Origin of the sequence: Nocardia puris (assembly GCF_003315035.1) — a bacterium.
In the GTDB taxonomy this organism is placed as follows: Bacteria; Actinomycetota; Actinomycetes; order Mycobacteriales; family Mycobacteriaceae; genus Nocardia; species Nocardia puris.
In genome coordinates this window covers 840430-866192 of the sequence record NZ_QNRE01000002.1, presented here as the reverse complement: position 1 = coordinate 866192, position 25763 = coordinate 840430, and the positions used below count along the sequence as shown (strand labels likewise).

General features: G+C 71.6%; 26 protein-coding genes. 6 read left to right on the top strand and 20 right to left on the bottom strand.

Annotation, left to right across the window (positions count from 1 at the left end):
- Nucleotides 1–63: 63 nt before the first annotated feature.
- The gene (locus DFR74_RS09690; protein ID WP_147265768.1) at nt 64–1146 is read left to right on the top strand and encodes an alpha/beta fold hydrolase; all 1083 of its coding nucleotides are present in this window, start codon (nt 64–66) and stop codon (nt 1144–1146) included.
- A gap of 10 nt (nt 1147–1156) precedes the next feature.
- Here the strand turns inward: DFR74_RS09690 and DFR74_RS09685 are convergent, their stop codons facing one another.
- The gene (locus DFR74_RS09685) at nt 1157–1780 is read right to left on the bottom strand and encodes a MerR family transcriptional regulator (protein WP_232331816.1); all 624 of its coding nucleotides are present in this window, start codon (nt 1778–1780) and stop codon (nt 1157–1159) included.
- Nucleotides 1781–1906: 126 nt separating this feature from the next.
- Between DFR74_RS09685 and DFR74_RS09680 the strand changes: the two genes are divergently transcribed.
- Nucleotides 1907–2332: a hypothetical protein gene (locus DFR74_RS09680; protein ID WP_067511181.1), complete on the top strand. Its 426-nt coding sequence runs from the start codon at nt 1907–1909 to the stop codon at nt 2330–2332.
- A 265-nt stretch (nt 2333–2597) separates the two neighbouring features.
- Here the strand turns inward: DFR74_RS09680 and DFR74_RS09675 are convergent, their stop codons facing one another.
- Entirely contained in the window at nt 2598–3824 is a 1227-nt protein-coding gene (locus tag DFR74_RS09675) for a transcriptional regulator (protein WP_067511180.1), read from the bottom strand.
- Between the two features lie 351 nt (nt 3825–4175).
- Between DFR74_RS09675 and DFR74_RS09670 the strand changes: the two genes are divergently transcribed.
- Nucleotides 4176–4526, top strand: a complete 351-nt coding sequence (locus DFR74_RS09670) for a DoxX family protein (protein ID WP_067511179.1) — start codon at nt 4176–4178, stop codon at nt 4524–4526.
- Nucleotides 4527–4612: 86 nt separating this feature from the next.
- On the opposite strand, the gene DFR74_RS09665 is transcribed toward DFR74_RS09670, so the two are convergent.
- Nucleotides 4613–6439 (bottom strand): flavin-containing monooxygenase, encoded by a 1827-nt coding sequence (locus DFR74_RS09665; RefSeq protein WP_067511178.1) that lies wholly within the window; start codon nt 6437–6439, stop codon nt 4613–4615.
- 136 nt (nt 6440–6575) lie between these two features.
- On the opposite strand from DFR74_RS09665, the gene DFR74_RS09660 reads away from it, so the two are divergent.
- Entirely contained in the window at nt 6576–7805 is a 1230-nt protein-coding gene (locus tag DFR74_RS09660; RefSeq protein WP_067511177.1) for a GAF domain-containing protein, read from the top strand.
- Nucleotides 7806–7907: 102 nt separating this feature from the next.
- On the opposite strand, the gene DFR74_RS09655 is transcribed toward DFR74_RS09660, so the two are convergent.
- Nucleotides 7908–9398, bottom strand: coding sequence for an alpha/beta hydrolase (locus DFR74_RS09655; RefSeq protein ID WP_067511176.1), 1491 nt, complete (start codon nt 9396–9398; stop codon nt 7908–7910).
- A gap of 82 nt (nt 9399–9480) precedes the next feature.
- Between DFR74_RS09655 and DFR74_RS09650 the strand changes: the two genes are divergently transcribed.
- On the top strand, nt 9481–9834 hold the full coding sequence (locus DFR74_RS09650; RefSeq protein WP_198161793.1) for a DUF3626 domain-containing protein: 354 nt from the start codon (nt 9481–9483) through the stop codon (nt 9832–9834).
- A gap of 64 nt (nt 9835–9898) precedes the next feature.
- On the opposite strand, the gene DFR74_RS09645 is transcribed toward DFR74_RS09650, so the two are convergent.
- The 3 genes from DFR74_RS09645 to DFR74_RS09635 all read right to left on the bottom strand — a co-directional run bounded on the left by DFR74_RS09645 (nt 9899) and on the right by DFR74_RS09635 (nt 12072).
- Complete coding sequence (locus DFR74_RS09645) at nt 9899–10309, bottom strand: PPOX class F420-dependent oxidoreductase (protein WP_067511174.1); 411 nt, start codon at nt 10307–10309, stop codon at nt 9899–9901.
- A gap of 66 nt (nt 10310–10375) precedes the next feature.
- Nucleotides 10376–11266 (bottom strand): GNAT family N-acetyltransferase, encoded by an 891-nt coding sequence (locus tag DFR74_RS09640; RefSeq protein ID WP_067511173.1) that lies wholly within the window; start codon nt 11264–11266, stop codon nt 10376–10378.
- A 146-nt stretch (nt 11267–11412) separates the two neighbouring features.
- Nucleotides 11413–12072 carry a cyclodeaminase/cyclohydrolase family protein gene (locus tag DFR74_RS09635; protein ID WP_067511172.1) on the bottom strand — a complete coding sequence of 220 codons (660 nt, stop codon included), beginning with the start codon at nt 12070–12072 and terminating at the stop codon, nt 11413–11415.
- Nucleotides 12073–12176: 104 nt separating this feature from the next.
- On the opposite strand from DFR74_RS09635, the gene DFR74_RS09630 reads away from it, so the two are divergent.
- A complete protein-coding gene (locus tag DFR74_RS09630; RefSeq protein WP_067511171.1) occupies nt 12177–13214 on the top strand; it encodes an LLM class F420-dependent oxidoreductase in 1038 nt (345 codons plus the stop codon).
- Between the two features lie 46 nt (nt 13215–13260).
- Here the strand turns inward: DFR74_RS09630 and DFR74_RS09625 are convergent, their stop codons facing one another.
- From DFR74_RS09625 to DFR74_RS09565, 13 genes are all read right to left on the bottom strand, one after another.
- A complete protein-coding gene (locus tag DFR74_RS09625) occupies nt 13261–13599 on the bottom strand; it encodes an STAS domain-containing protein (protein WP_067511224.1) in 339 nt (112 codons plus the stop codon).
- A gap of 108 nt (nt 13600–13707) precedes the next feature.
- Nucleotides 13708–14472 carry an ectoine/hydroxyectoine ABC transporter ATP-binding protein EhuA gene (gene ehuA, locus DFR74_RS09620; RefSeq protein ID WP_067511170.1) on the bottom strand — a complete coding sequence of 255 codons (765 nt, stop codon included), beginning with the start codon at nt 14470–14472 and terminating at the stop codon, nt 13708–13710.
- A 19-nt stretch (nt 14473–14491) separates the two neighbouring features.
- Nucleotides 14492–15169, bottom strand: coding sequence for an amino acid ABC transporter permease (locus DFR74_RS09615; protein ID WP_067511169.1), 678 nt, complete (start codon nt 15167–15169; stop codon nt 14492–14494).
- 16 nt (nt 15170–15185) lie between these two features.
- Nucleotides 15186–15914, bottom strand: coding sequence for an amino acid ABC transporter permease (locus tag DFR74_RS09610; protein WP_067511168.1), 729 nt, complete (start codon nt 15912–15914; stop codon nt 15186–15188).
- A 3-nt stretch (nt 15915–15917) separates the two neighbouring features.
- Nucleotides 15918–16742 (bottom strand): ectoine/hydroxyectoine ABC transporter substrate-binding protein EhuB, encoded by an 825-nt coding sequence (ehuB, locus tag DFR74_RS09605; protein ID WP_232331819.1) that lies wholly within the window; start codon nt 16740–16742, stop codon nt 15918–15920.
- A gap of 274 nt (nt 16743–17016) precedes the next feature.
- Nucleotides 17017–17580, bottom strand: coding sequence for a dTDP-4-dehydrorhamnose 3,5-epimerase (gene rfbC / locus DFR74_RS09600; protein WP_067511223.1), 564 nt, complete (start codon nt 17578–17580; stop codon nt 17017–17019).
- A gap of 5 nt (nt 17581–17585) precedes the next feature.
- The gene (locus DFR74_RS09595) at nt 17586–18728 is read right to left on the bottom strand and encodes a glycosyltransferase (RefSeq protein ID WP_067511166.1); all 1143 of its coding nucleotides are present in this window, start codon (nt 18726–18728) and stop codon (nt 17586–17588) included.
- Entirely contained in the window at nt 18725–20074 is a 1350-nt protein-coding gene (locus DFR74_RS09590; RefSeq protein WP_067511165.1) for a glutamate-1-semialdehyde 2,1-aminomutase, read from the bottom strand. Before DFR74_RS09590 ends, DFR74_RS09595 begins: the two co-directional genes overlap by 4 nt.
- Before the next feature lie 10 nt (nt 20075–20084).
- Complete coding sequence (locus DFR74_RS09585) at nt 20085–20630, bottom strand: YdcF family protein (protein WP_067511164.1); 546 nt, start codon at nt 20628–20630, stop codon at nt 20085–20087.
- Nucleotides 20627–21811 carry a GNAT family N-acetyltransferase gene (locus DFR74_RS09580; protein ID WP_170160721.1) on the bottom strand — a complete coding sequence of 395 codons (1185 nt, stop codon included), beginning with the start codon at nt 21809–21811 and terminating at the stop codon, nt 20627–20629. The genes DFR74_RS09585 and DFR74_RS09580 overlap by 4 nt, the downstream gene beginning before the upstream one ends.
- Nucleotides 21808–23139, bottom strand: a complete 1332-nt coding sequence (locus DFR74_RS09575) for a glycosyl hydrolase family 28-related protein (protein ID WP_067511162.1) — start codon at nt 23137–23139, stop codon at nt 21808–21810. Before DFR74_RS09575 ends, DFR74_RS09580 begins: the two co-directional genes overlap by 4 nt.
- Entirely contained in the window at nt 23136–24401 is a 1266-nt protein-coding gene (locus tag DFR74_RS09570; RefSeq protein WP_067511161.1) for a Wzz/FepE/Etk N-terminal domain-containing protein, read from the bottom strand. Before DFR74_RS09570 ends, DFR74_RS09575 begins: the two co-directional genes overlap by 4 nt.
- Nucleotides 24398–25762 carry a hypothetical protein gene (locus tag DFR74_RS09565; RefSeq protein WP_067511160.1) on the bottom strand — a complete coding sequence of 455 codons (1365 nt, stop codon included), beginning with the start codon at nt 25760–25762 and terminating at the stop codon, nt 24398–24400. Before DFR74_RS09565 ends, DFR74_RS09570 begins: the two co-directional genes overlap by 4 nt.
- Nucleotide 25763 lies beyond the last annotated feature (1 nt).

The following is a 25763-nucleotide window of genomic DNA, read 5'->3' as shown; positions in this document are numbered from 1 at the left end:
GTGACGTGCGTACGATGGCAGCGGCCTGCGCACGACCCCTGCGACCGTACGAGGTGCCGTTCGATGAGTTCCTTGCCTGTCTCGTGGCGAGTCCCGTTGCGGGTCGCGGTGCGCCTGGTGGTGAGCGCCGCGGTGCTGTGCCTGCTGACGGTCGCTCCCGCGCACGCCGAGCCCATCGCGACAACACCACCGCCGCAACCGACTTCGGGTCCCGGCGGCAGCGACTACACCGCCGGCGGCGTGCGTGTGAGCGAGGGCGGCAGCGGCGACAGCGCCTGGTACGTCTTCGAACCCGTCGACCCGCAACCGGCCTCGGCACCGCTCGCCGTGATCTCCCACGGCTACGGCGAGTTCGCCGGCTACCAGATGCTGGCCGGGCTCATCCACCACACGGTGCGCAAGGGCAATGTCGTCATCTACCCGCGCTGGCAGGCGAGTCCGCTCACGCCATGCCCCGGACCGTTCGATATCGAACCTTGCGTGCGCGCGGCCGTCGACGGTATCCGCGGCGCGCTGGACTTCCTGCGCGCCGACCCCACCCGGGTGCCACCGGACCTCGCCCGCACCAGCTACTTCGGCAACTCCTTCGGCGGTATCCTCACCGCCAACTTCCTCACCCGCTGGGAGCACTACGGCGTGCCGCGCCCCCGCGCCGTCTTCCTGGAGGACCCGCACGACGGCGGCCTCGCGGGCCCCGGCGAGCCCGCCCTCGCCGACGACCTCGGCGGCATCCCGTCCGATGTGCTGCTCGAATGCCACAGCGGCGCGGAGGGCGTGATCTCCGAAGCGGGCAAAGCGGATTCGAGCTGCAACGCGATCTTCCCGAAGCTCACGAGCCTGCCCGCCGAGAACAAGAGCATCGTCCTCACCCACACCGACGCCCACGGCACCCCGCCCTTGTCCTCCGACCACGGTGTCGCGGGCGGTTCCCCCGATCCCGAAGGCGCGGTGTGGGGAACGATCGACGCCTACGACTACTACTTCGTCTGGAAGGTCTGGGACGCGCTGCGCAACGCCGCCTACTACGGCGAAGACCGCGAATACGCCCTCGCCGACACCCCGGAACACCGGTACACGGGCACCTGGAGCGACGGAACTCCGGTGATCCCCTTGAAGATTCAGGACCACGCACCCATCCGGCCGTGACGCGGTCGGTTCAGTCGGCCTCGGCGGTAAGTCGGCGAAAGCTCAGCTCCGCGTGGGCGATTCGTCGCAGGGCCGCGATGATGGGCTCGTAGAGGATGGTGCCGAGCACGGAGTACTCGATGGCGGCGGAGGCCGAATCGAGCGGCATGTTCTCGATTTCGTAGGCGGCTATCGCGGTGACGTGCTCAGTGTAGATGCGGAACCGTTCGTCGGTGATCGGCATACCCGCCGCCTCGGCGTCGGCCAGGGCCTGTTCCAGTTGCGCGACCGGGGGCGCTTCGGTGGGCAGGGTGAGCCCGAGGGTGGCGAGTATCGACGCGGCGCGGGGATTGCCGGTGCTCGCACCGGAGTCCGGTGCGGCTTCGGTGACCGGGGGCAGGGCCCACGTCGCGGCGGCGATCAACTCCAGGAGCGGACCGTCGGCGGTGTCGATCAGGCCGACGATCACCTTGATCCTGGTCATCGAGACCCCGAGCGCGGACAGCGCCTTGATCAGCGCGATACGCCGGATGTGGGTCTCGTCGTACTCGGCGCGCGTGGCGCTGGTCGCGCGGCCCGGCATGAGGACCTTCTCGCGCAGGTAGTACTTCACCGTCGGCACCGGCACCCCGGCCCGCGCGGCCAACTCGGACATCAGCACGACGGCATCGCTCCTCGGACATTCGGTCTTGACATTGGATACTAACACTATCCAATATTGGATAGTCGCAGTATCCAACAGCGCCGTCCCTTTCCGCAGCCCGAGACGCAGGACACTTCCATGCAGCACATCAGCCCGTTCATGACCATCGCCCTCGGCGCCACCGTCATCTCGGTCGCCACCATCGCCTCCGGCGGTGCGTTCCTCTTCCGCATCGCCACCGGAGGCCACGGAGCCAACGACCTCCAGAAGACCTTCTTCCGCGCGGGTCACGCGCACGCCGGCGTCCTCGTGACGCTCGGCCTGCTCCTGGCCGTCCTCGGCAACGCCGCGGGCGCGAGTCCCGGCTGGGCGAACGGCGGTGCGCTCGCCGTGCTGGTCGCCGCGATCCTGATCCCGGCCGGCTTCTTCCTCTCGGTCCTCGGTAGCGAACCGGTGCGCCCGAATCGGGTGGTGAACGTCATCTGGGTGGGCGCGGGGCTCCTGGTGGCCGGTGTGATCACCTCGGGAGTCGCCGTCCTGCTGGCGGGCGTCGACCGCCAGTGAGCGCCGCCGGCGCCGGTCTTCCCGACCTTCGCCCCCAGCGCGCGGGCCGTGCGCCCGAGCGCAGGGCGATCTGTTCGGGCGATGCGCTGGCGAAAGCCTTTGTGCCGGTTGGTTACCTGAGCATGCGCCGCCTCGACTCCGGCCGGAGTGTTCGGACGTCAGTCGGATCGTGGTCGCGCCACCACGATCCGATCCGGCGGGCGATGTCGTGTCAGGTGGCGGCCGTGCGGGACGCGGCCCGGCATGATGCGCGGTGCGTCAGCCCTCACCCTCGCAGCGCGGTGTGCAGCCTTGCCGTCGCGATCGCTCGCCGCGAATCGTGGTGGGGGAGGAGGTGGAGGGCGTGTTCGTGGACGGCGATGTCGTCGGGGGCGCGTTCGCCGTAGCGGAGGGCGATGTCGGGGTCGGGGTCGGTGAGGACGGCGGTGCGGACGGCGACGGCGAGGTGGTCGCGCCATTCGACGATGCCGGGGGTGTCCGAGCCGGGGAGCAGCGGGCCGCGGTAGAGGCGCACGGCGGTGGCGGTGTCGCCCGCTTCGAGGGCGGCCAGCAGGTCGACGGCGTCGCAGGACACCGGTGTGGTGAGGCGGTAGACGCGGTTGGCGATGTCGCCGCCGGTGGCCGAACGCAGGTGCGACACATCGGCTTTCAGCGTGCTGGAGGTGACGGGGCGGTCGCCGTAGATGGCGTTGTGCAGGCGTTCGGGGGTGAACCCGTCGGGTTCGAGGGCGAGCAGCGTGAGGATTTCGAGGTGCCGGGGCCGCAACCGCACGGGGCGGCCCGCACGGACGAGTCGCGCGTCGCCGAGACAGGTGAGCCGCACGGCGGGCGGCGCGGGCGCGAGATCCGGCAGCCGCGCCTCGATCGCGGTGACGAGCGAGCGCACCGTCGTCATCGCGAGCGGATGCGAGCGGTCCCACGTGGACGAGAGATCGAGCACGCCGAGTTGCCGCCCGTCGGGGGCGTGGATCGGCGCGCAGTAACACACCCATCCGTGCAGCGCGGCGACCAGATGCTCGGCGGAGAACACGGTGGCGGGTCTGCCCGAGCGCATGGCCAGCGACAGCGCGTTGGTGCCCATGTGCGGTTCGTCCCAGCAGCCGCCCGGTGCGAAGTTCACCTTCTCGGCCCGCCGCCGCATGACGGCGCCGCCGAAGGACCACAGGATGGTGCCGCTCTCGTCGGTCACCGCCGCCACGTAGCCGGCGTCCTGCGCGACATGCCGGAATTCGTCGGCCAATTCGGTCACCGGCCCCCGCAACGGCGAGGCCTCCCACCGCGCGCCGACGTCGCCGGAGTCGGCTTCGGGCGCGCTGGGGATGCCGGGATCCACCGTTCGGACCGAGCGCATCCAGGACCGCACCACGTCCCCGCGCAGCCCGGTCGCCGAATCCGCGCTCCCCGGAACCCGATTCGCGCGCGCAGGCACCCAGCGGGCCCATTCCCGCTCGAGTGCGGCCCGCTGCTCGGCGAGAGTGCTCCGTTGCCCCATCCCGCGATACTTTCGTCGTCTCGGTCGTGTACCCCCATGATGCCGCACCGCGACCACGATCGGTGCCGCAATCTCCCCTCCGTTCGGACAGGATCGCCCGTCGTCCGAATGATCAGCCAACGCCTTCGGCGTATTGCTCGGCATTTGGTGCCGGCGTCACAGGTGTGGCCTGTGCCCTGGTTCGGTATCGGGTGTGCGGGTTTGTGAGCCGGGTGGCGGACGCCTTCGGCGTATTGCTCGGCATTTTGGTACGCCCCGGTTTCCTACGGCGATCCACGCACCCGCGCTGGGCAAATGCGGGATGCTGGGACCAGGCCGTTCCGCCGAACCCCGACCGCACGGGAGCCCGCCATGAATACCGCCTGGGTCATCGTCACCGTCGTCCTCGCGCTGGGGGCCGCCGCGTCCGGCGTGGGGACGCTGACCCGTCAGCCTCAGATCGTCGACATCATCACCGCCGTCGGATTCCCCGCCGACCGGATCTGGATACTGGGCGCGCTCAAAGTAGCCGGCGCCGTGGGTCTGCTGGTCGGACTCGCGTGGTGGCCGCTGGGTGTGGCGGCGGCCGTCGGGTTGGTCGCGTACTTCTGCGGTGCACTGGCGATGCACCTGCGGGCGCGCCGGTTCGACATCGCCCCGGCGACCGGGTTCCTGGTGCTGTCGGTGGTGGTTCTGGTGCTCTTCCTCGCCGTCGGTCCGTGATACCGCCGAATCACGCTGTGCGGGTGGATGTCTGACGTGGTGGCCCGTGGTGCCGCGCCGCATCGGCCCGGCACCACGGGAGTCGGTCAGCTGAGGTGGTGCACCGGCCCCATCCCGTACACCGGGGTCGGGATGCCTTCGTAGCGCGCCTTCAACTGGAGTGCCAGATACAGCGAATAGTGCCGTGACTGGTGGAGGTTCCCGCCGTGGAACCACAGCGCTTCCTGATGGGTCGGCTTCCACATGTTGCGCAGTTCCCCTTCCCACGGCCCGGGGTCCTTGGTGGTGCCGGAGCCGTAACCCCAGCATTTGCCGACCTTGTCGGCCACCTCGCGCCCGATGAGGTCGGCGGCCCACCCGTTCATCGGGCCGTAGCCGGTGGCGTAGACGACCAGGTCGGCGGGCAGTTCCGTGCCGTCGGCGAGGATCACGGCGTCCTCGGTCAGCTCCCGCACCTCGCCGTGCGCCAGCGCGATATCGCCGTTGGCGACGAGATCGCACGCGCCCATGTCGATGTAGTAGCCGGAGCCGCGCCGCAGGTACTTCATGAACAGGCCGGAGCCGTCGTCACCCCAATCCAATTGGAAGCCCGCGCGTTCGAGCCGGTCGTAGAAGTCGGCGTCGCGCTCGCGGATCGCCTGGTACACCGGGACCTGGAACTGCGGCATGATCTTGTAGGGGAGCGAGGCGAACAGCAGATCCGCTTTGTCGGTGGTGATGCCCGCCGCGACCGCGCGTTCGGAATACAGGTCGCCGAGGCCGAGTTCCATCAGTGAATCCGACCGCACGATGTGGGTCGAACTGCGCTGCACCATCGTCACCCGCGCGCCCGCCTCCCACAGCGCGGCGCAGATGTCGTGCGCGGAGTTGTTGGCGCCGATCACCACCGCGCGTTTCCCGGCGTAGGCGTCGGGGCCCGGGTGGGCGCTGGAGTGGTGCTGGTCGCCGCGGAACCGGTCCTGCCCCGGGAAGGACGGGATGTTCGGCTTGCCCGACATGCCGGTCGCCAGCACCAGTTGCGTCGGACGTAGCGTGACCGGCTCGCCGTCGCGCACCACCTCGACCGTCCACTGCCCGCTCGCCCCGTCGTAAGAGGCGGAGGTGCACGTGGTCTTGGACCAGTACGGCACCTCCATCACCCGCGTGTACATCTCCAGCCAGTCGCCCATCTTGTCCTTCGGGGTGAACACCGGCCAGTTGGCGGGGAACGGCAGGTAGGGCAGGTGGTCGTACCAGACCGGATCGTGCAGGCACAGCGACTTGTACCGCTTGCGCCACTGGTCGCCGGGCCGCTCGTGCTTGTCCACCACCAGGGCGGGCACCCCGAGCTGGCGCAACCGCGCGCCCAGCGCGATCCCGCCCTGCCCGCCGCCGACCACCAGCACATACGGTTGCCGCTCGTATCCGAGTTCGCGCTCCTCCCGCGCGCGCCGCTCGGCCCAGGTGACGCGCTCCGGGTCCGCGCCGTGCACCACCCCGCGCGGCCGCGTCGGACCCTTGCGCTCCTCGTGGCCGTGCAGCTCGCGCAGCGAGGTGAGCAGCGTGAACGCGCCCTCCTCGGTCAGCCGCAGGTGCCCGGTGCAGCGGCCGGTCGCGGTCTCGAAACCGATCCACGCGGAGATCACGCCGTCGGCGGCGGTGGGCGGTTCGGTGGTGTGGAAGCCGCGCGGATCGGTGTCGGCCAGGCGTGCGGTGAGCATGTCCGCGACGCCCTCGCGCCCCTCCACGGTGGCGATGTTCCAGGTGAACGCCACCAGGTCGCGCCAGAAACCGTTGGTGGCGAACAGATTCGCCGCGGCGGCCACATCGCGGGCGGCCAGCGCCGCTTCGAACGCGGTCAGCCACGCGTCCACCCGTTCCTGGGGACCGAGCCCGTCCGGTCGCGTCGCGGTCGGTGCGAGTGTGCGGGTCATCGTCGACTCCTTCTCGTGCTGATCTGTGACCTACAGCACACGCCGGGCGAACCGATGTCACAATCGTTGCAAGGCGTTGCATCATCGGTGGACTTCGCGCCGGTGTCCGCGCCGGAGCGGGATCGAGGATGGGACCGTGGGCGATTTCAGTGCGATAGGACCGGGCACCGACCTGCCGCGCTATGCCCGCGACCTGGTGCGGATGCACGACGCGGTGATCGGCGGCGGGCGTTCGCCGCTGCGCCCGCGCACCGTCGTGGCGCGGTCGTGGTCGCGGGTGCTGGCGGCCGGGCTCTCCCCGGCCGGATCGAACGCGCGCGCGGTGCTGCCGTTCGACGAGGTGGAGCGCCGCCGTCGCGCATCCCCGCTCGCCGAGACCATCGGCGGGCTCACCCAGGTCGTGGCAGGCGTGGCCGACGCCTCCCAGATGATCATGGTGGTGACCGACGCCGACGGCGTGGTGCTGTGGCGCTCGGGCGCGGCGCGGGTACGCCACCGCGCCGACACCCTGGGTTTCCAGGAAGGCGCCCGGTGGACCGAATCGGTGGTGGGCACCAACGCGATCGGCACGGCGATCGCGGAAGCCGTCCCGGTGCAACTGTTCTCGGGCGAGCACTTCGAACAGTCCCAGCACCCTTGGTATTGCACGGCCGCTCCGATCCACGATCCCCGCTCCGGTGAGCTGCTGGGCGTTGTCGACGTGAGCGGTCCCGCGCTGACCCTGCACCCGGCGATCACCGCGCTGGTCGGTGCGGCCGCCCGGCTCGCGGAAGGCGAGATCGCGCGCGGACAGGTCGATCGGCTCGAACGCCTGCGGACGGCGGCCATGCCGACGCTGTCCGCGCTGACCGGCCCTGTGCTGCTCGTGGATGAAAATGGTTGGGTGGCGCACTCTTCCGGCGTGGCGCCGGTACGGCGCATCGGGATCCCGAATGCCGGACGCGCCGTGCATGTTCCGGGGTTGGGGCTGTGCGCCACCGAACCGCTGCGCGGTGGGTGGGTGGTGCGGCCGGTCGGCACCGAGGCCACCATCCGGCTCACCCTCGACTTGACCGGCACGCCCGTGGTCCATGCGACCGGCGGGGAAACCGAATGGCGCGCAGCCCTTTCCGCGCGGCACGCCGAAATACTGCTGATCCTGCACCGGGCGGGTGCGCGCGGCGTGACGGTCGCCGAGTTGAGCACGGCCCTGCACGGCGACCCCGACCACGCGGTCGCCGTGCGCGCCGAACTCTCCCGTCTGCGTCGCACCCTCGGCGCGGTGATCGAGAGCCGTCCCTACCGGCTCGCGCCTTCGGTGCGGCTCACCGTCACCCCGCCCGAGGCGATCGGGAACCCGGCGCCGCGAGGCTCCTCCTCGATCTGATCGGCGACGGCGGCGTGGCGTCGAGCTTGCCGAGCAGATCGTCGCCCGGCTCGTCGTCGAGGCCCGAGCGCCGGTTCCCGGGTACCGCGCGGTGATCTCCGGTCAGGGTGCCGCGCAGGACACGTCGTCCTCGGGCATGGTGCCGTCCACCAGGTAGGCGGTGGTGACGTCCTGGGCGCAGGCGTTCTTGCCGAGCACGTACGCGCCGTGGCCGCTGGCGTCGACGCTCACCAGTCGGGCGCGGTCGCCGAACTGCTCCCGCAACATCTCGCCGCCCACGTGCGGCGTGGGCACGTCGCGCCGGTTCTGGACGAGCAGGATGTTCGACGGGCCGTCCTGGGAGATCTCGACCGGTTGCTCGGCGGGCTCGAACGGCCAGTAGGCGCACGGCGTGATGTTCGCGGGGGCGGCGCCGAAGAGCGGGTAGCGGTCGCGGTCCTCGGCGACCGCCCGGCGATAGGTCTCCACGTCCTCGGGCCAGTCGATGTCGTTGCAGGTCACCGCCAGGAACACGGTCCACGAGTTGTCGTAGGACGCGAGGTCGGGCGTCTCGCGGGGCGGCGCCGGCAGCGGTGCGTCGGTGCGCAGCGCCTGCCAGAGTTCGGCCAGCGCGGGATATCCGGACTCGGCGAAGAGGAGGCCGAACAGGACGGAACGGAAGGCGGGGCCGTTCATATCGGGCCGGGGGTTGTCGTCCAGGCGGTGGGCCAGTTCGAAGTAGGTCGCGCGCACCTCCTCGGGTGTGCGGCCCAGACCGTATTCGTCGTCGCGCTGCGCCGCCCATGCCGCGAAGGCGGGGAAGGTCTCCTCGGTGCCGAGGCTGTAGCGGCGCATGCCGTCCTGATCCAGGTGGGTGGTGCCGACGTTGCTGTCGAGCACGATCCGGTCGGTGCGCTCCGGGAACAGCGACGCGTAGGCCGCGCCGAGCGCGGTGCCGTAGGAGTAGCCGAGGAAGTTCGTCTTCTCCTCGCCGAGCGCGGCGCGGATGCGGTCCAGGTCGCGGGCCTTGTTGGCGGTGGACAGGTGGCGCAGGCGGCCCTCGCTGTCGTTGCTCGCGCATTGCCGCGCGACGGCTTCGACCTCGGTCGCCCGGGCGAGGACCGCCGCGTCGTCCACCGCGTACGGCGGGATGTTGCCGATGTAGGGGCCCTCGCCGGTGAAACCGCAGTGCACGGGGGCGGAGTACTTGATCCCCCTGGTATCCATGGCGATCACGTCGTAGCTGTCGGTCACGCTCGCGGGCAAGCCCAGCTTCACCAGGAACGCCGAGAACGCCAGGCCCGACTCGCCGGGACCGCCCGGGTTGAGCATCAGCACCCCGCGCCGCTTGTCCGGATTCGGGCTCGCGAGCCGGGAGATCGTGAGGTCGATCCGGGTGCCGTCGGGATCGGCGTAGTCGAGTGGAACGGGCACGGTGGCGCAGTCCAGCCGCGACGGCGCGGCCTCGGTGACGACGTCTTCGGGGCAGGCGCCCCAGGTGACGGTCGGTGCGGGCTCGTCGGCGGTGGTGGAACACGCCGAGGCGAGCGCGCCGGCCATGCCGAGCACCGCCACGACCGCCAGGCCGCGGGTCACGGCGCGGTGTCTGGTCACAAGAATCTCCTCCTTCGCACCCTCGCGCCACCGAGCCAACACCGTGCCGCTACGGCACAGTCAAGTCGGCGGCGCGGGATCGATGAGCGGAGACTTCGTGGCCGGTGGGGCACATATCCACGGCCCGCTACGCCTCGCCGAGGACGTCGCCGAAGTCGTCCTCGACCCGGCGCACGAGAACACCCCGGTGGCCGACGCGGCGACCCGTCTGCCCGTCCCCGTCCGGTGGCACCCCGGATTCCGTTTGCACACAGACGAACTCGTCCACCACACCGCCTACCGCGGCCCCCACATCGTCGCCCTCGGCACCGCCCTCGCCGAGCACGGCTGGCTCACTCCGCGCGTCCTCGGCGACGCGGCGCGCGGGCACCCACGATCCCCAGGACCTGAAGAAGGTCTGGCACCGCCTCGCCCGCTTCGGCTACGCCTGGACTGATCCGACTGCCTGACAAGGAGTTTCGGAACGTACCGGAAAAGCGTTGGCGTGCACCATGAACCGCTCAATGCTCTGCGCGGTGCACGGGGTACCAGTCCTGCCCGGCAGGTTCACCGGCCAGGTTCCAGCTCCAGGACGTTGTCGGGGTGACGCGCACGTAGTACCCCGGACCGACCATGCCGGTGCGCTCGAGGGGTTTCTCGGCCCTGCCGTAGATGCGGATCCCGCGGGCGATGAACGGGTCGAGGGACACCACGTCGTCGAAAACGAGGGCTACGTGGTGGTTTCCGGCAGCGATATTGCGGATCTTGCGGGTGCGCAGGACTTGTTCGCCCGCACCGCAGATCCACAGATGCGGGAGGTCGAGTTCGACGGCGACGGGCACCACGTCGGGGTGACCGGTGGGGGAGACGGTGGCGAGGCGGGCGACGGGTTGCGTGCGCAGGTAGGCGACTTCGTCGTCGGTGAAGGACATGAAGGCTCCTCGAGGAGAGTGGACTCGTCACCAGTTATACGAACGGGCACCCGCCGGATCGACAGTTCACGGCGCGGACACGCGCCCGGCGGGGCGGGGCGTCTCCGGCGGGCGGCTCACGCGCCCGCCCAGCCGCTCCTGCACGGTGAATCCGTGGCGGCGGCACCAGCGCGCCAGGGCGGGGATCGCGTTCTCGTCCTCGCGGAACGTCGGGATCAACTGGCCGGTGATGTGCAGGCGGTGGGCGTCGGCCGTGCGGCACAGGTGGGTGAGCACGGCGGTGCCCAGGCCCATGCCGCGCAGCGCGGGCGTCACCGTGATGGTGTCGAGTTCGAGTGTGCTGGTGCGGATCACGAAGGACACCTCGACCGGGCTCGGCCCGCTCCGCAACAGCGTCAGCACATCGGAGGGGACGGGCCGCAGGTCGCCGGGCAGGTGGTCGATCAACCGTTGCCGGGCCGCCTCCGAGGGGGCGAGCCGCACGGCCGTGAGCAACCGGCCGGTCACGTGCTCCACGGCGAGCCGGTCACCCTCGGCGGCCGCCTCCCGCGCGGTGAGGCAGTCCCGCGCGATGGCGCGCAGCTCCCGCGACCACGGTGGCGCGCTCGCCGCGAAATACGGTGCGACCGTGGCGACGGTCGCCTCCAACCCGACAACTCCGTCCAGCGTGTTGGTCTCGCCGCCGGACAGCACGCCCCAGGCGCGGTCCTCGGCGCCCACGCCGTGCCGGGACAGCTCCTGCCGCAACCGCTCCAGCCGCCGCTCCGCGCGCTCCACCGCACCGCCGGGCAGCCGCGCCAACCACAGCGGCCGTCCCGCCAGATTCGTGCGGATCCGCAACCCCGCCAACGCGATGCGCGCCGCCCGATAGTTGCTCCACGCTTGCTCCCTGCGGGCGCGCACCTGCGCCGCCGGACCGGGGTCCGGCGCCGCGGGGGAGGGAGGGTCGGCACTCATGACTTATCAACCGTAGATCGGTCCACGGCGGTTCGGCGACAACTCGGCGCACGACGATCCGAGAACCTCCCGGACGCCGCTGGTCAGCCCGTCGGCGCGCGGAGAACCGCCGCGTGTCCGCCTATCGGCGTGTCGGTGGGCGGGATTCAGCCGCGGACGGCGCGGAGCACCTCGGCGTGCAGCGCGTCGGCCCGCGCGGCGATCTCCTCGACGCGCAGCAACGCCGGGGCGAACGGGTCGCCGAGCGCGGCGGGCAGCGAGGTCACGTTGATCTCGATGTTCAGCCGCGAACTCGTCGCGGCGGCGCGGGCGGCGTCGGCGGCGGCCCCGATATCGGTGACCACGTTGGGATTTCCGATCGGCAGCAGCTCCGCCGCGAGCGAGAGCACCTCGTCGGCCTCGTCCATCACGCGCGCGGGCACCCGCGCGGCCTCCACCAGCGCGGCGTTGATCGCTTCGGTGCGGGCGGCAGCCTCCTCCTCGGTCGCCTTGGGCAGTTTGTAGGCGGCGCCGACGGCGGTGAAGGCGGCGGCGTCGGCGTCGGCGAGCGCCAGCGACCGGGCGCGCGCGGCGTCGGCGGCCTCGATCAGGCGGTCGATCACCGGACGGTGCTCGGCGTCCTTCGCGCGCGTCGTGTAGCGGGCGACCATGGCCACCAGCGCGGCTCCCTGCGCGGCGTGCAGCGCCGCCACCGCGCCGCCGCCGGGCGCGGGGATCTTGGCGGCCAGATCGGACAGGTACCCGTCGAGGGTGGCCGCGCCGAAGGAGGACGCGGTTTCCTGGGACGACGTGCTCGGCTGCGACACGGGTGACCTTTCGTTCTCGGATCTGCGGGAATCGCACCCACGCTACCGCCCGCCCCGGCGGACCGGCGCGCGGGCGGGCCGTATCGAGGACTATGTTGTGGACTATGCGGATCGGATTGGGCATCAACTACTCGGGCGGTTTCAAGGAAGCCGCCGCGGAAGTGGCCGACCTGGAGAAAGCCGGGCTCGACATCGTGTTCGTGCCCGAGGCGTACTCCTTCGACGCGGTCAGCGCGCTCGGCTACCTCGCCGCGCGGACCGAGCGGATGCAGCTGGCCTCGGGCATCCTGCAGATCTACACCCGCACCCCGAGCCTCACCGCCATGACCGCGGCCGGCCTGGACTTCGTCTCCGAGGGCCGCTTCGTGCTCGGGCTCGGCGCATCCGGCCCGCAGGTCATCGAGGGTTTCCACGGGGTGCCCTACGACGCGCCCATCGGCCGCACCAGGGAGCTGGTGGAGATCTGCCGCAAGGTGTGGCGGCGCGAGCGCCTGGAATACCAGGGCAAGCACTACCAGATCCCGCTGCCCGCCGAGCGCGGCACCGGCTTGGGCAAGGCGCTCAAGCTCATCAATCACCCGGTGCGCGAACGGATTCCGGTGCTGCTGGCGGCGCTGGGCCCGAAGAACGTGGAGCTGGCCGCCGAGATCGCCGAGGGCTGGCAGCCGATCTTCTTCCTGCCGGAGAAGGCGCGGGACGTGTGGGGCGATGCGCTGGCCGCGGGCAAGGCCAAGCGCGATCCCGCGCTCGGTGAGCTGGAGGTGTACGCGGGCCCGGCGCTGGCCATCGGCGAGAACGTGACGCCACTGCTGGAGTTCGTGAAGCCGCACCTGGCGCTCTATATCGGCGGCATGGGGGCCAGGGGTAAGAACTTCTACCACACGCTGGCCACCAAGTACGGCTACGGCGCCGAGGCCGACCGTATCCAGGAGCTGTACCTGGCGGGGCAGAAGGAGGAGGCGGCGAAGGTGGTGCCCGACGAGCTGGTGCGCGACGTGTCGCTGGTGGGGCCCGCCGGGTTCGTCAAGGAGCGGGTGCAGGCGTTCCGGGAAGCCGGGGTCACCACGCTGAACGTGGTGCCGCTGGCGGCGACGCCCGCCGACCGCGTCAAGCTGATCGAGCAGCTGCGCGAACTGGTGTGAGCGAACGGGGCGCGTCCGGGCCGGACGCGCCCCGTTTCTCTCGTCCTCAGTTGGCGCGCAGCGCGGCCAGCGCGGCCTCCAGCGTGGAGTGCAGCGCGAACACCTGGTCGAGGGCGGTCATCTTGAGCTGGCGGCTGGTGGCGGGCCCGTCGGCGACCACGGCGATCGAGGTCGCCGCGCCCGCCCGCTGATGCGCGGCGACCAGGGCGGCCATCCCCGCCGAGGCCAGGAAGCTCACCCCGGTCAGGTCGATGATCAGGGCCGCGGGCTTGTCGCCGAGCACGCCTTCGATGGCGTTCTCCAGCGCGGGAGCGGTCGCCAGATCGACCTCCCCGGTCACCGTCAGCACGGTCGCGCCGTCGTGCGCCGCGACCGAGGTGGTCATCGTGTCCGCCATGGGATACGCGTCTCCGGAAGTGTTGGTCACCTATCAACAACACACAAACCGCGCCGAATTCGCAACCTCATCCGGTGACGATTGTGCGACGCGGGCTCACTCGCGCTCCAGGACCGCGTGGAGGAAGTCGCGGGTGCGTTGGTGGGTGGGGGCGGTGAAGACCTGGTCGGGGGTGCCGTCTTCGATGACGCGGCCGGCGTCGAGCATGAGGACGCGGTCGGAGACGGTGCGGGCGAAGCGCATTTCGTGGGTGACGCACAGGAAGGTGATGGGTGTGGTGTCGGCGATGTCACGCAGCAGGTGCAGCACGCCGGTGACGAGTTCGGGGTCGAGCGCCGAGGTGACCTCGTCGAGCAGCAGGACTTCGGGGTCCATGGCCAGGGCGCGGGCGATGGCCACCCGCTGCTGCTGGCCGCCGGAGAGCTGATGGGGGCGCGCCTCGGCCTTGTCGGTCAGCCCGACCAGCTCGAGCAGTTCGAGGGCGCGCTCGCGCGCCTGCTCCTTCGGCCTGCCCAGGCCGCGCACCGGCCCCTCGGTGATATTGCGCAGCACCGACATGTTCGGGAACAGGTTGAACTGCTGGAACACCATCCCGATCGCGGTGCGCGCCCGGCGCAGGTGCCGGGCGTCGGCGGGCACCAGCCGGTCGCCGCGGCGCAGGTGGCTGAACGGCTCGCCCGCCACCTCGATGGTGCCCGCGTCCACCCGTTCGAGGGTCATCAGCAGGCGCAGCACGGTGGTCTTGCCGCAGCCGGACGGGCCGATCAGGGTGACGAACTCGCCGGGCGCCACCGCGAAATCCATCCCGTCGAGCGCGACAACCGGCCCGAAGGTCTTGCGCACGTCGGTGAACCGGATCATCGGCGAACCGGGCTGGTCCTCAGGCGAATTCGACACGGCGTTCCAGCTTTCGTACCAGGAGCGAACACGGGTAGCTCAGCGCGAGGAAGGTGAGGCCCACGGCGAACCAGGCTTCCGGGCCCGCGCCGCCGGTGTCGGCGGCGTAGGCGGTCTTGATCTGGTAGACCATGTCCAGCACGACGATCGCGGACAGCAGCGGCACCTCCTTGAACATGCTGATGGTGTAGTTGCCGAGCGCGGGCAGCACGCGGGGAATGGCTTGCGGCAGAATCACATCGGTCCAGGTGCGCCCGCGCGGCAGGTTCAGCGCCACGGCCGCCTCCCACTGCGCGGCGGGCACCGCCTCGATGCCCGCGCGATACACCTCGGCGGTGTAGCAGGCGTAGTGCACCCCGAGGGCCGCGACGCCGACGATCACGCGTTGCGTGTCGATCGACAGCCCGTCCAGCAGGGCCGGGCGCACCACCCAGTACAGCACGAACAACTGCACCAACAGCGGTGTGCTGCGCACGAATTCGATGAACAGCCACAGCAGCTGGTACACCACCGGAACGCGGCTGCGCAGCAGCACGGCGAACGCCAGCCCGAGCGTGTAGGCGACCAGGGCACCCAGCACGGTGAACTGGATCGTGACGAGCAGGCCGTCCCAGATGTAGGGGAAGGCGTCCCAGAACTTGTCCCAGCGCCAAAGTCCCATCAGGTCCCCAGCTCCATCAGGTCACCGTCGCCATTCGCAAGCGCCACCCGGCTCCGGTCGGACGTGGGCGGCCCGCGCGATGCGCGGCCCAGCGCTCCAGGATCCGCATGATCAGCGTGATCACCACGGCGATCGCGAGATAGCAGAGCAACTGGATGGTGTAGACCACCCCGAGTTCCTGGGAGAACTGGGGCACGGCGCGCAATTCGTCGCCCTTCTTGAAGATCTCGGGCACGGCGATGAAGCTCAGCAGCGCGGTGCTCTTCATCAGCTGGATGAACAGCGTGTTGAACGAGGGCAGCATCTCGACCACGGCCTGCGGCAGGATCACCCGCCACATCCGTTGCACCGGACCGAGATTCAGCGCGATCGCGCCCTCTACCTGGGCGCGCGGCACCGAGCGCACCGCGCCGCGCACGATCTCCGCGCCGTAGGCGCCGTGGTTGAGGCCGAGCACCAGGATGCCGATGAGCAGCAGGCCCTGCGCGGTGGCGCCGAGCGCGATGCCGAGGAAGATCGGCACCGCCACGGCGAAGAAGAACAGTTGCACCACTTCGGAACTGCCGCGGAACCCTTCGACGTAGATCCGGGCCGGGACGCGCGCCCAGCGCGTGGGCGCGAGCAGCGCCAGGCCCGCCAGGAACGAGAGCACCACGGTGAGCGCGATGCCGCCGATCGTGGCCCAGAGGGTGAACGGCAGGCCCGCCAGTATCCGCTCGAGGTAGATGTCGAGGTTGTCGGACAAAGGCTATGCCGCGCAGTACTGCTCGGTGGACAGGGCCGGATCGGGTTCGTTGGCCGCGGTCAGTCCGAACGGCTCGACCAGGCGCAGCCATTCGCCGCTCTCGTGCAGCGCGCGCAACTCGCGGTTGAAGTCCTCGCGGAACTGGTCGTCGCCGATGCGGAAGTTGAACGTGCCCACGTCGGGACGGTCGCCGTACTGGAAGGATTCGGTCACTTCGAGATTCGCGTCCGGGTTGTTGCGCACCAGCCAGGAGGCGGTGACGTCGAGCATGGCCGCGCCGTAGACGTCGCCGCCCGTGACGGCGCGCAGGATGTCGTCTTGTTTGGCCATCGGCTCGATGAGGGTGTCCGGCACGCCCGATTCGGTGGCGTAACCGTTCTCCACGGCGCCGCCTAGGGTGGCGATGCGTACTTGTTCGCGGGTGATGTCCTCGAAGCGAGTGATATTGCGCGGGTTGCCCTTCGGGACGAGGAACGCCGAACCCACCTGGTAGTCCGGGATCGCGAACGCCGAACTCTCGCAGCGGCGCGGGTTGATGAACATGCCCGCGGCGACGAAGGCGTAGTTCTGGGCGCGCACGCCGTCGATGAGGCCGTCGAAATCGGTGACCACGCCTTCGATCTCGTCGATGCCGAGCCGTTTCAGCACGGCCCGCGCGACCGTGGGGGCGTAGCCGGTGAGCTCACCGTGCTGGTCGAGGAACGCCCACGGCGCCTCGTTGGCGAAACCGACCTTGATCGTGCCGGAGGCCTTGGCGTCCTCGTAGGTGACGGCGGCCGCGCCGTCGCCGCCGAGTCCGCAGCCGGTGGCCGCCAGGGCCGTGGTCATCGTCACTGCCGCCAGTATCCGCCGGACCCGACCCCGCATTCGCGTCGCCATCGCCCATCCTCTCCTCGACGGCGCCGGGCAGCGTCGAGGGGATCGCCCCCGGCCGCCGGCGCTCGAATCGCCACAACCCACCCGGGCCCGCAGACACGGGCCGATCGGTGTCTTCAAGGCTGGCGAACGAACTTTGCGGCCGCCGATCGAGTCGTTTGCGGTTGTGTGACAGATGTCACTTCACTTGCGGAAAGTGACACGGGCACGACGCCGGCGATCGGTGTCATGGCCGGTCGTGTGCCAGGGTGGCGAGCAGATCGCGCCAGCTCGGGGCGTCGCGGTCGCGCGCGGATACGAGGGTGACCGGCTCGGGCCAGGGCAGGGCGAGGTCGGGGTCGTCGTAGCGGACGGCCAGGTCGTCGGCCGGATCGTGCGGGCGGTCGATGCGGTAGCAGACGTCGGCGCGCTCGGTGAGCGCCTGGAATCCGTGCAGGAAACCGGGCGGGATGTAGAGCTGGTGGAAGTTCTCGTCGTCCAGGCGGAACGCGGCCGAGCGGCCGAAGGTGGGGGAGCCGGGCCGGATGTCGACCACGATGTCGAGGATCGCGCCCGCCGCGCAGCGCACCAGCTTGGCCTCGCCGCGCCCGCGCCGCCCGTGCATCCCGCGGACCACGCCGCGCCGGGACCGCGACTGCGAGTCCTGGACGAAGCGGCCCGAGGCGCCCGCGCCGAAATGCGCGTCGAACACCGCCACGTCGAAGGTGCGGGTGAACAACCCGCGCTCGTCGTGGGCGGGGTCGGGGATCAGCAGCGCGACGCCGTCGAGGTCGGTGGACTCGATGCGCACGGTGGTCACGACGGCCGCACCGTCCGTCCCGGGTGCAGAACGGCGTCGACCTCCGCGGCGATCCGGCTGCGGAAGGTCGCCGGGGAGAAGTTCTCGGCGTGGTCGCGGATGCGGGCCGGTGCGTAGGCGGCGGGGTCGAAGGCGGTGAGGAGCCGGGCCAGCTCGTCCACGACGTGCGCGTCGTCGCCGGGTGGGACCAGCGCGCCGGTCACCCCGGGTACGACGGTGTCGAGTGCGCCGCCCGCGCCGACGGCGAGCACCGGCGTGCCGCAGGCCATCGCCTCGACCGGGACGATGCCGAAATCCTCGATGCCCGGCATGAGCAGCGCCCGGCACCGCTGGTACATCTCGGCGAGCACGTGGTCGGGCGCGGCGCCCAGGAATGTGGTCTCCGGGCCCGCGATGCTCTCCAGGTGCGCGCGGTCGCGGCCGTCGCCGACCACCACGAGCCGGCACCCCGCCCGCTGCGCGGCGCGGATGGCGAGGTCGGGCCGCTTGTACGGGACGAGCCTTCCGGCGAACAGTACGAAATCCTCGCGGTCCACGCCGGGGTCGTGCCGGAACCGCTCGACCCGGACCGGCGGCGGCACCACGGTGGCAGGCAGCCCCCACCAGCTGTTCACCCGCTCGGCGACCGCCTGCGAATTGGCGATCACGCGGGTGAGCCGGGGCGCGGCGCGCAGTTCGGCGCGACGGGCGAGGGTGCCCAGCGCGGCGAGCGCACCCGCCCCGAGCGGCCCGCCCGCCTCCCGGCGGCGGAACGCGGTGTCCCACGCCCAGCGAGCCGGGCTGTGGACGTAGGCGACGACGGGCGCGTCGGTGGCGAGGGCGGCCTGGGTGGCGAACGAGTGGTGGCTCACCACCACCGCGTCGGCGTCGGCGAGCGGGAACCGCCGGAACGCGGCGGGCGCGAACGGCAGCAGCGGCGCGTGCGAGCGACGGCCGGTGGCGGCGTGCGCGCGGCTGAGCCAGCTGTCGCGCACGGTGGACCAGTCCAGCCCGTCGCCGCCCCGGTCGCGGACGGCGGTGCGGTCCACGATGGGCGCGAAAACCGGTGCGGCGGGCCAGATCCGGGTGAACTCGTCGATCACCGCCTCGGAACCGCCGTATTCGGTGAAGCGTTCGTGGACGATCGCGAACGTGTTCATCGGGTGTGCTCCTCGAGCTGTCGGGGGGCGGCGTAGCGGCGCAGCGCGGGCGCGACCGGGCGGCCGTGCAGCAGGCCGTCGACGCCGCCGCGTTCCAGTGCAGTGCGGTAGATCTCGGCGGCCGCGCGGATCGCGGTGAGGGTGTGGTCGATATCGGCGGGCAGGTGCGCGGCGGAGGTGACGAACGACTGGCCGAGCACGCCGTGGCGGAGGAGCTCTTGCAGGAACAGCGTCCGGAACTCCTGCGACGGCGCGCCCGACGGGTCCTCGGTGCGGAACACCAGGCACGAGGAGCGGCCCAGCACGCGCAGCCGGTCGGCGATGCCGAGTTCGGCGGTGATCTCGGCGAATCCGGCGGCCAGCGCGTCACCGGCGGCCTCCAGCCGGCCGATCGGATCGGTGGTGGCGTAGGCGTGGACGACGGCGCGGAACGCGGCCAGCGACGCCGTTTCCGGGCCGTGGGTGGTCGAGAGGAGGAACACGCGCGGCCGGTCGGTGCGCAACCCGCCGAGCTCCATGTACTCGCGCTTGCCCGCCAGCGCCGAGATCGGAAACCCGTTGCCCATCGCCTTGCCCCAGCACGACAGGTCGGGCGTCACACCGTAGACCTGTTGCGCGCCGCCGGAAGACCAGCGGAAACCGGTGATCATCTCGTCGAACACCAGCAGCGCGCCGTGGTCGTCGCACAGTGCCCGCACGGCCGCGAGATACCCCGGTGCCGGTTCGGCCATCGCGGTGGCCGCCTCCATCACCACGCAGGCGACGGCGTGCTCGGTGAGCACCCGCGCCAGGGAGTCGATGTCGTTGTAGGCGAACACGACCGTGCCGGGGGCGGGGATGCCGCTGTCCATCTCGGTGGTGCCGATGAACCAGTCGTCGGTGGAGAAGAACGGCTGCGCGCACACCGCGACGGTGGTGCGCCCGGTGGCGGCCCTGGCCAGCCGCACGGCCGCGGTGGTGGCGTCGGAGCCGTTCTTGGCGAACTTGACCATGTCGGCGCCCGGCACCAGGCGCAGGAAGTCCTCGGCCGCCGCGAGTTCGAGGTCGGTGGGGCGGGAGAAGTTCACGCCGTCGGCGATGGCGCGCGCGACGGCCTCCACCACGGGCGGATATCCGTGGCCCAGGGTCACCGACCGCAGTCCCATGCCGTACTCGACGTACTCGTTGCCGTCGCAGTCCCAGACCCGGCATCCGTTGCCGCGCACCAGGACCGGCGCCATCGCCTCGGGGTACTGGTCGGAGCCGCGCGCGTAGGTGTGCGCGCCGCCGGGGACGATCTCGTGCAGCCTGGCTTGGGCCGCTTCGCTTTTCCGCAGTCGGGTGGTGTCCCGGGTGGTGGTGCGCATCGCTTCCTCCTCAGCATCCGCGATCGGCGAAGGCCCGTAGATATCCGGCGGACTGACGGATGTACATCCAGGCCCAGAACAGCGGCCCGGACGGGCTGGGGGAGGCGACCATGGTGATCCGGCCGCCGAAACACTTCCCGACGATGTAGCGGGCCCGCGAGACGTGCGGGGTGAAGGTGATGACGATGATGTGGCGCCAGCCCCCGGCGTCGGCGCGGCGGCGGATCTCGCGCGCCTCGCCCTGGGTGGTCCACGGGTCGGGAACGAAACAGTCGACGCGGAACGGGTGGCCACCCGCGCAGTAGCGGTCCATCTCGTGGTCGTCGGCGCCGGTGGAGCGCGAGATCAGCAGGCGCGGCGCGTACCCGCGCTCGGCGAGGTCGAGGCCGAGGTCGAAACGCTCGTAGGCGGTGCCGCCGAGCACCACGATGGCGTCGGCGGGTTCGAGCGCATCGGTCTGGGGGTGCACGAAGACCGGCACCCCGGCGGCGGTGACCGTGACGATCACCAGCAGGGCGAGCGCGAGCCGGGTCGCGACGCGGCGGACGGTGGTCATGGGCGGCCCCCGAGCGCCACGGCCCACAGCTCCCGGTTGCCGTCCGCGACCTCCCGCAGCACGCCCTCTTTGTGAAACCCATTGGCGGACAATGCCTTCGCCGCGAGCGAATCGGCGGGGTCGGCGAGTATCGTCACGCGCTCGATGCCCAGCAGGCGGCAGCGGGCGACGACGGCGCTCAGCACTGCGCCGCGCAGGTCCCCGGCCAGCGACGGTGGGTCGAGGGCGGCGCTGATATTGCGGTCGAACATGTCCAGCCCGAACAGCCGCGCGTGGCCGAGGGTTTCGGCACCGCGCCGGATGGCCAGCGCCAGCCCGTCCGGCGTGCGCAGATCGTGGAACCTGGTGCCGCGCAACACCACCTCCGGAAAGCCAGGCACCTCGAGCGTGATCCGCCGGGTGGGCAGCCGCGTCCGGATCGGCCGCGCCGTCGACGCGGCGGCATGGCGCGAGGCGACCGCGACGACGGTGGTCACCGGCGGCGCGGTGCGCTCGGGCACACGGACCGAGGTGAGCGCGGCAGGGGTGCGTCCGGGTCCGGGACGCGCGGTTCCGTGCTCGGCGCGCAGCCAGCGCGCGACGAATCCGCCGGCGGGCACGTCGGCGCGGGTGAGGGCCCACAGTTCGTGGTCGGTGCGGCGGCCGCCGGCGTCGACGGCGCGCACCAGGAGGGCTTCGCGCCGCATGCCCATGGCGGCCGCGCCGGTGCGGGTGACGATATTGTCGGCCGCGATGGGCGCGGTGACGCGACGCAGGCCGAGCGGACCGGTGGCGAAGTCCAGCAGCAGGGCCGCGGCCAGCCCGCCGAGCCCGGAACCCGCGTGGTCGCGGTCGATCCAGATGCCCAACTCGGCCGACTCCGCGCGGGCGTCCAGGGAGCCGAGCTCGCACTGCCCGGCGAAGCGGCCGTCGACCTCGATGACCGTCGCCAGCCGCCGCCCGCGCCGGATGTCCGCGCGCGCTGTGAGCCACTCCCGCGTCCACGCCGCGCCGTCGTGGCGGGCCTCCCAGTCCAGCGGGGAGCTGATCATGAACGGCTGCAACGCCTCCTGGTCGCGCAGGCGGATGCGCCGCCACTCGCCGAAGTCGTCCAGCCGCGGTGGCCGCAGCCGGACATGGTGCCCGGCGAGCGCCACCGGACCGAGGGTGAGTCCCGTGAGCACGGGCCATCGCGCCGTCACCGATGCGGCCGCCGATCGCCGAGGGCGGCGGTGGTGACCGCGCCGTCCGTGCCCACCGAGAGCCGCCAGTACGCGCCGTTCTCGTCCCGCAGCACCACCCCGGCCTCGGACAGCAGCGCGCCGCTGGGCAGCACCGCCGCGACCGCCGCGCCGTCGGGGGATTCGAATCGCGCGATTTCGGCGTCGGTGGAACCGCCTTTGGCGACGACGGTTCCGGTGAACGTCGGATCGGTCGTATGGCCGCGGGCCAGGACGTGCCAGGCGCGCGGGAAGACCGCGTCCGAGAGGTCGGCCCCCGCGCTCGAGATGAGGTTGATCGCCGTGCCCTCCGGGCAGTCGCCCGGGTCGATGCGCAGTTCCACCGGCATCCGGTCCGCGAGATCGGGGTCGAAGCGGACGTTCGCCAGATAGGGCTGGCGGCAGTACGCCAGATCGAGCCCGACCGAGCGGGCCGCCACCTTGCAGTTGACCATGCCGAACTGGGAGGGGCCTCCGACGCCGCGACGCCCGACCGCGAGCGCGGTGTCGGCGCCCTCGAACCAGATGTTGGTGAGCCACCAGTTGTTGGCCGCGCCGTCGATGTCGACGTGGCAGCGGGTGGTGCGGGGATCGTTGTCGGAGACGAATTCCACGTCGGTGAGCGACAAGCCGGCGTTGTGGTCGTTGCCGGTGCCCAGCACGCCCACGTGGTTGGCCGCGAACTTGGACGCGGTGACGTAGTTCTGAATGCAGGAGGTGACGAGCCCGACGCCGAAGTTGTTGATATCGCAGTTGATGAACGCGGTGCCGCCGGTGTTGCCGGACAGGACGACCCCGCGCTGGTCCAGATAGCGCGGATGGTTGTCGGGCAGGTGATTGCCCCGAATCACCATGCCCTCGAACGAACACCGGAAGCACTCGTCCAGGTGCACGGCCGTGGCGCGCTCGCCGGTGAGGTAGAGGCCGAAGTGGGAGAACCGGATTCGCTGTTTGCGACGCAGCGCGATGAGCGTGGTGTCGGTCTCGCAGCCGACGATGGAGGCGTCCCCGCCATCGCCGTAGACGGTGGCGTAGTCGGGGAGCTCCGGCCAGGCGGTGATCCGGTAGTGCCCGGCGGGCAGGTACAGCAGCGGCGCCCGCCCGCCGTCGGTGCGGGCGGCCGCGGCGAACGCGGCGGTGTCGTCGGCTACCCCGTCCCCGACGGCGCCGAAGTCGCGCACATTGCGGACCTCGGCGGGCCGTCCCGCGGCGGGCGCGGTCCCCGCCGTGCACCCGAGCACCGGGACGGCGGCCGCCGCGCCGAGCGCGACGGCCAGCATGCGCCTGCGGCCGACATCCTCGGTACTCATCGCGCGCCTCGCCCGAGGAGCAGGCGCACGCCGGCGCGGGCCTTCTCGACGACCAGCGCTCCGGCGAGCATGCCGCCGGAGTCGGTGAGCAACTCGGCGCGGGCGCGCAGGTCGGTCACCGTGGTCCGCGCCGGCTCGACGACGCCCACGGTGGTGCCCGCCGTGGCGAGCGTGAGCGCCTCCGGGTGCGCGGCGGGCGGCGCGGCGATCACGATCACGTCGAAGCGCCCGCGCAGGTCGGGGAGCAGTTTGTCGAGATCGCCGCGGGCCAGCGCGTCGGCGGTGTCGGCCGCGCTGCCACCCACCGGCAGCACGCCCGCGCCGGTGTCGTCGGCGTGCCGGATGAGGTCGGGCGCGGACCCGCCGTTGCGGAACAGCTCGGCCAGGCCGGGTTCGCCCGTCGCCGGGCCGGTCGTGTCGGCGTCGATGAGCAGCGCGCGCGAGCCCACCGCCGCGAACGAGCGGGTGAGCGCCCCGGCGACCTCCGGTGCGGAGCGATCCGACAGCGCCGTCACCACGAAGGTGCCGGTCCCATCGCCCAGCAGGTGCAGGCGGGTGCGGGCGACGCGGACGCCGGTGTCCTGGGCGCCGGGCACGGGAGCGACCGACGCGAACACCGGAACCCCCACCGCTGCTTCCACTTCCGCGTTGTCACGGGGCCTGCGGTCGGTGCGGTCGCGGACGAGCGCCGCGACCGCGCCGAGGGCGAGCCCGGCCAGCAGTCCCAGCGCGGCCAGCCGCGAGGTGCCGGGCCCCGTCGGGGCGGTGGGCACCTGCGCCGTGTCGACCACCGCGACGCGCGCGGCCGGGGCGGCGGTGGCCTCGATGGTCTCCAATTCGTCCACGAGCGTGCGGAACTTGGCGACCACCACATCGGTGAGTTCGCGCGCGCCCTCGGCGGTCGAATCGGTCACCGCGATGGTGAGCAGCGAGGTGGCGGGCGGTGAGGACGCGGTGATCCGGGCGCGCAGTTGCTCGGCCGAGATCGGCAGGGCGCGTTCGGCGAGCACCCGCTCGGCCACCTCCGCGCTGCTCGCCAGCTCCAGATACGAGCGCACCCGCTGCTGGGCGGCCAGCCCGCCCTGGTACGAGTCGTTGACCGACGTGCCGGTCGCCATCGAGACGTACATGGTGCTCGACGCCGTGTAGGTGACGGGCCGCGACTGCGCGTAGTACACCGCCGCGGCCACACCGAACAGGCCGCACAGCCCGATGATCAGCCAGCGGCGGCGGACGATCCCCCGGATGTCGTTGGGGTTCATGGGTGTTTCCTTCCTGCGGACAGGACGGGTGCCGTCCGTGGCGCGGGTGCGGGGACGCGGTCGGTCCGCACGGCGGCGACCACGAAGTAGACGGCGACCACCAGGACGATGGTCTGCAGGTATTTGCCGACGGTCTCGACGCTGCCGAGCATGCCGCGCTCGAACACCACCGGCACCTCGATGAGCGCGACCGCCATGACGACCACGACGAGGTTGCGCGCGTAGATCGCCCGCGACCAGGCCAGCAGCAGCGCGGCGGTGAACAGGACCCCCAGCGCGACACCCGGATACCCGGCCAGCACGTAGCCCTCGTTCACATTGCCCTCGGCCAGCGACACCGAGATCTGGCTCATGTCGACCGAGGCGCCGCGCACCTCGCTCGCCCACGCCGTGCCGGACTGGAACTTCTCGACGCCGAGCAGCTGGCCGGGGATGAGGCTGAGTACGGCGTGCTGGGCGACCTCGCCGGCGCTCAGCCAGGAACTCGGCCCCCGGTAGGCGGCGTCGGTGGCGGCCTCGAGCAGGTCGAAGCGGCGCAGCAGGCTCAGGAACGGCTGTACCGCAGGGGGATACGCGGCGTCGGTCGCGGCGGACTCGGCGCGCAGGAACGGTGTGGCCTTCAGCGATTGCAGCCAGCCGAACCCGCCCACCCCGGCCACCGACAGCACGGTGATGGCGGCGATCTTGCGCCGGGTCCAGCCGGTGAGCGCGAATCGCACCGCCACCGCCAGCGCGGCGCCCATGATCGGGGTCTTGGACTCGATGGACACCGTCCACCACAGCTCCCCGGCCATCAGCACCAGGATCAGGGCGGCGGGCGCGCCGGCCCGCACCGGGCGGGCGAACACGATCAGCCCGACCGCGCCGACGGTGGCGAGCGTGGCCGCCAGACTCAGGACGGGACTGGCGCTTTCGACCTCACCGGCCTGCCCCGCCGAGCCGGTCGCGACCGCGGCCAGCCGGGCGAGGGTGCCCAGCGCGTAGAGCGCCCACAGCGTCGGCACGAAGACCGGGTCGTCGAGGATGCGGGGTGTGGGCTCGGTGCGGCGGCTCCGGGCCCACACCGCGTAGGCGACGATCACCCCCGCGTACAGCCACAGGCCGAAAACGACCGGCTGCAACACCAATTCGAGTCCGGGACCGTAACCCAGGCGGGCCAGGCGCGGGTCGGCGATATTGTCGCCGAAGCGAGGGTCGGGACGCACCCACAGCAGCACGATCGGGCGCGCGACGTAGCTCATGCCCCAGTAGATGGCCTGGGCGATGAGCAGCACCCGCACCACGCCGGGCAGGGTGAGGGCGGCGGCCACGAGGGCCGCCAGCGCGCCCGCGATCAGCGCGACCTCCGAGATCGCGGTCATG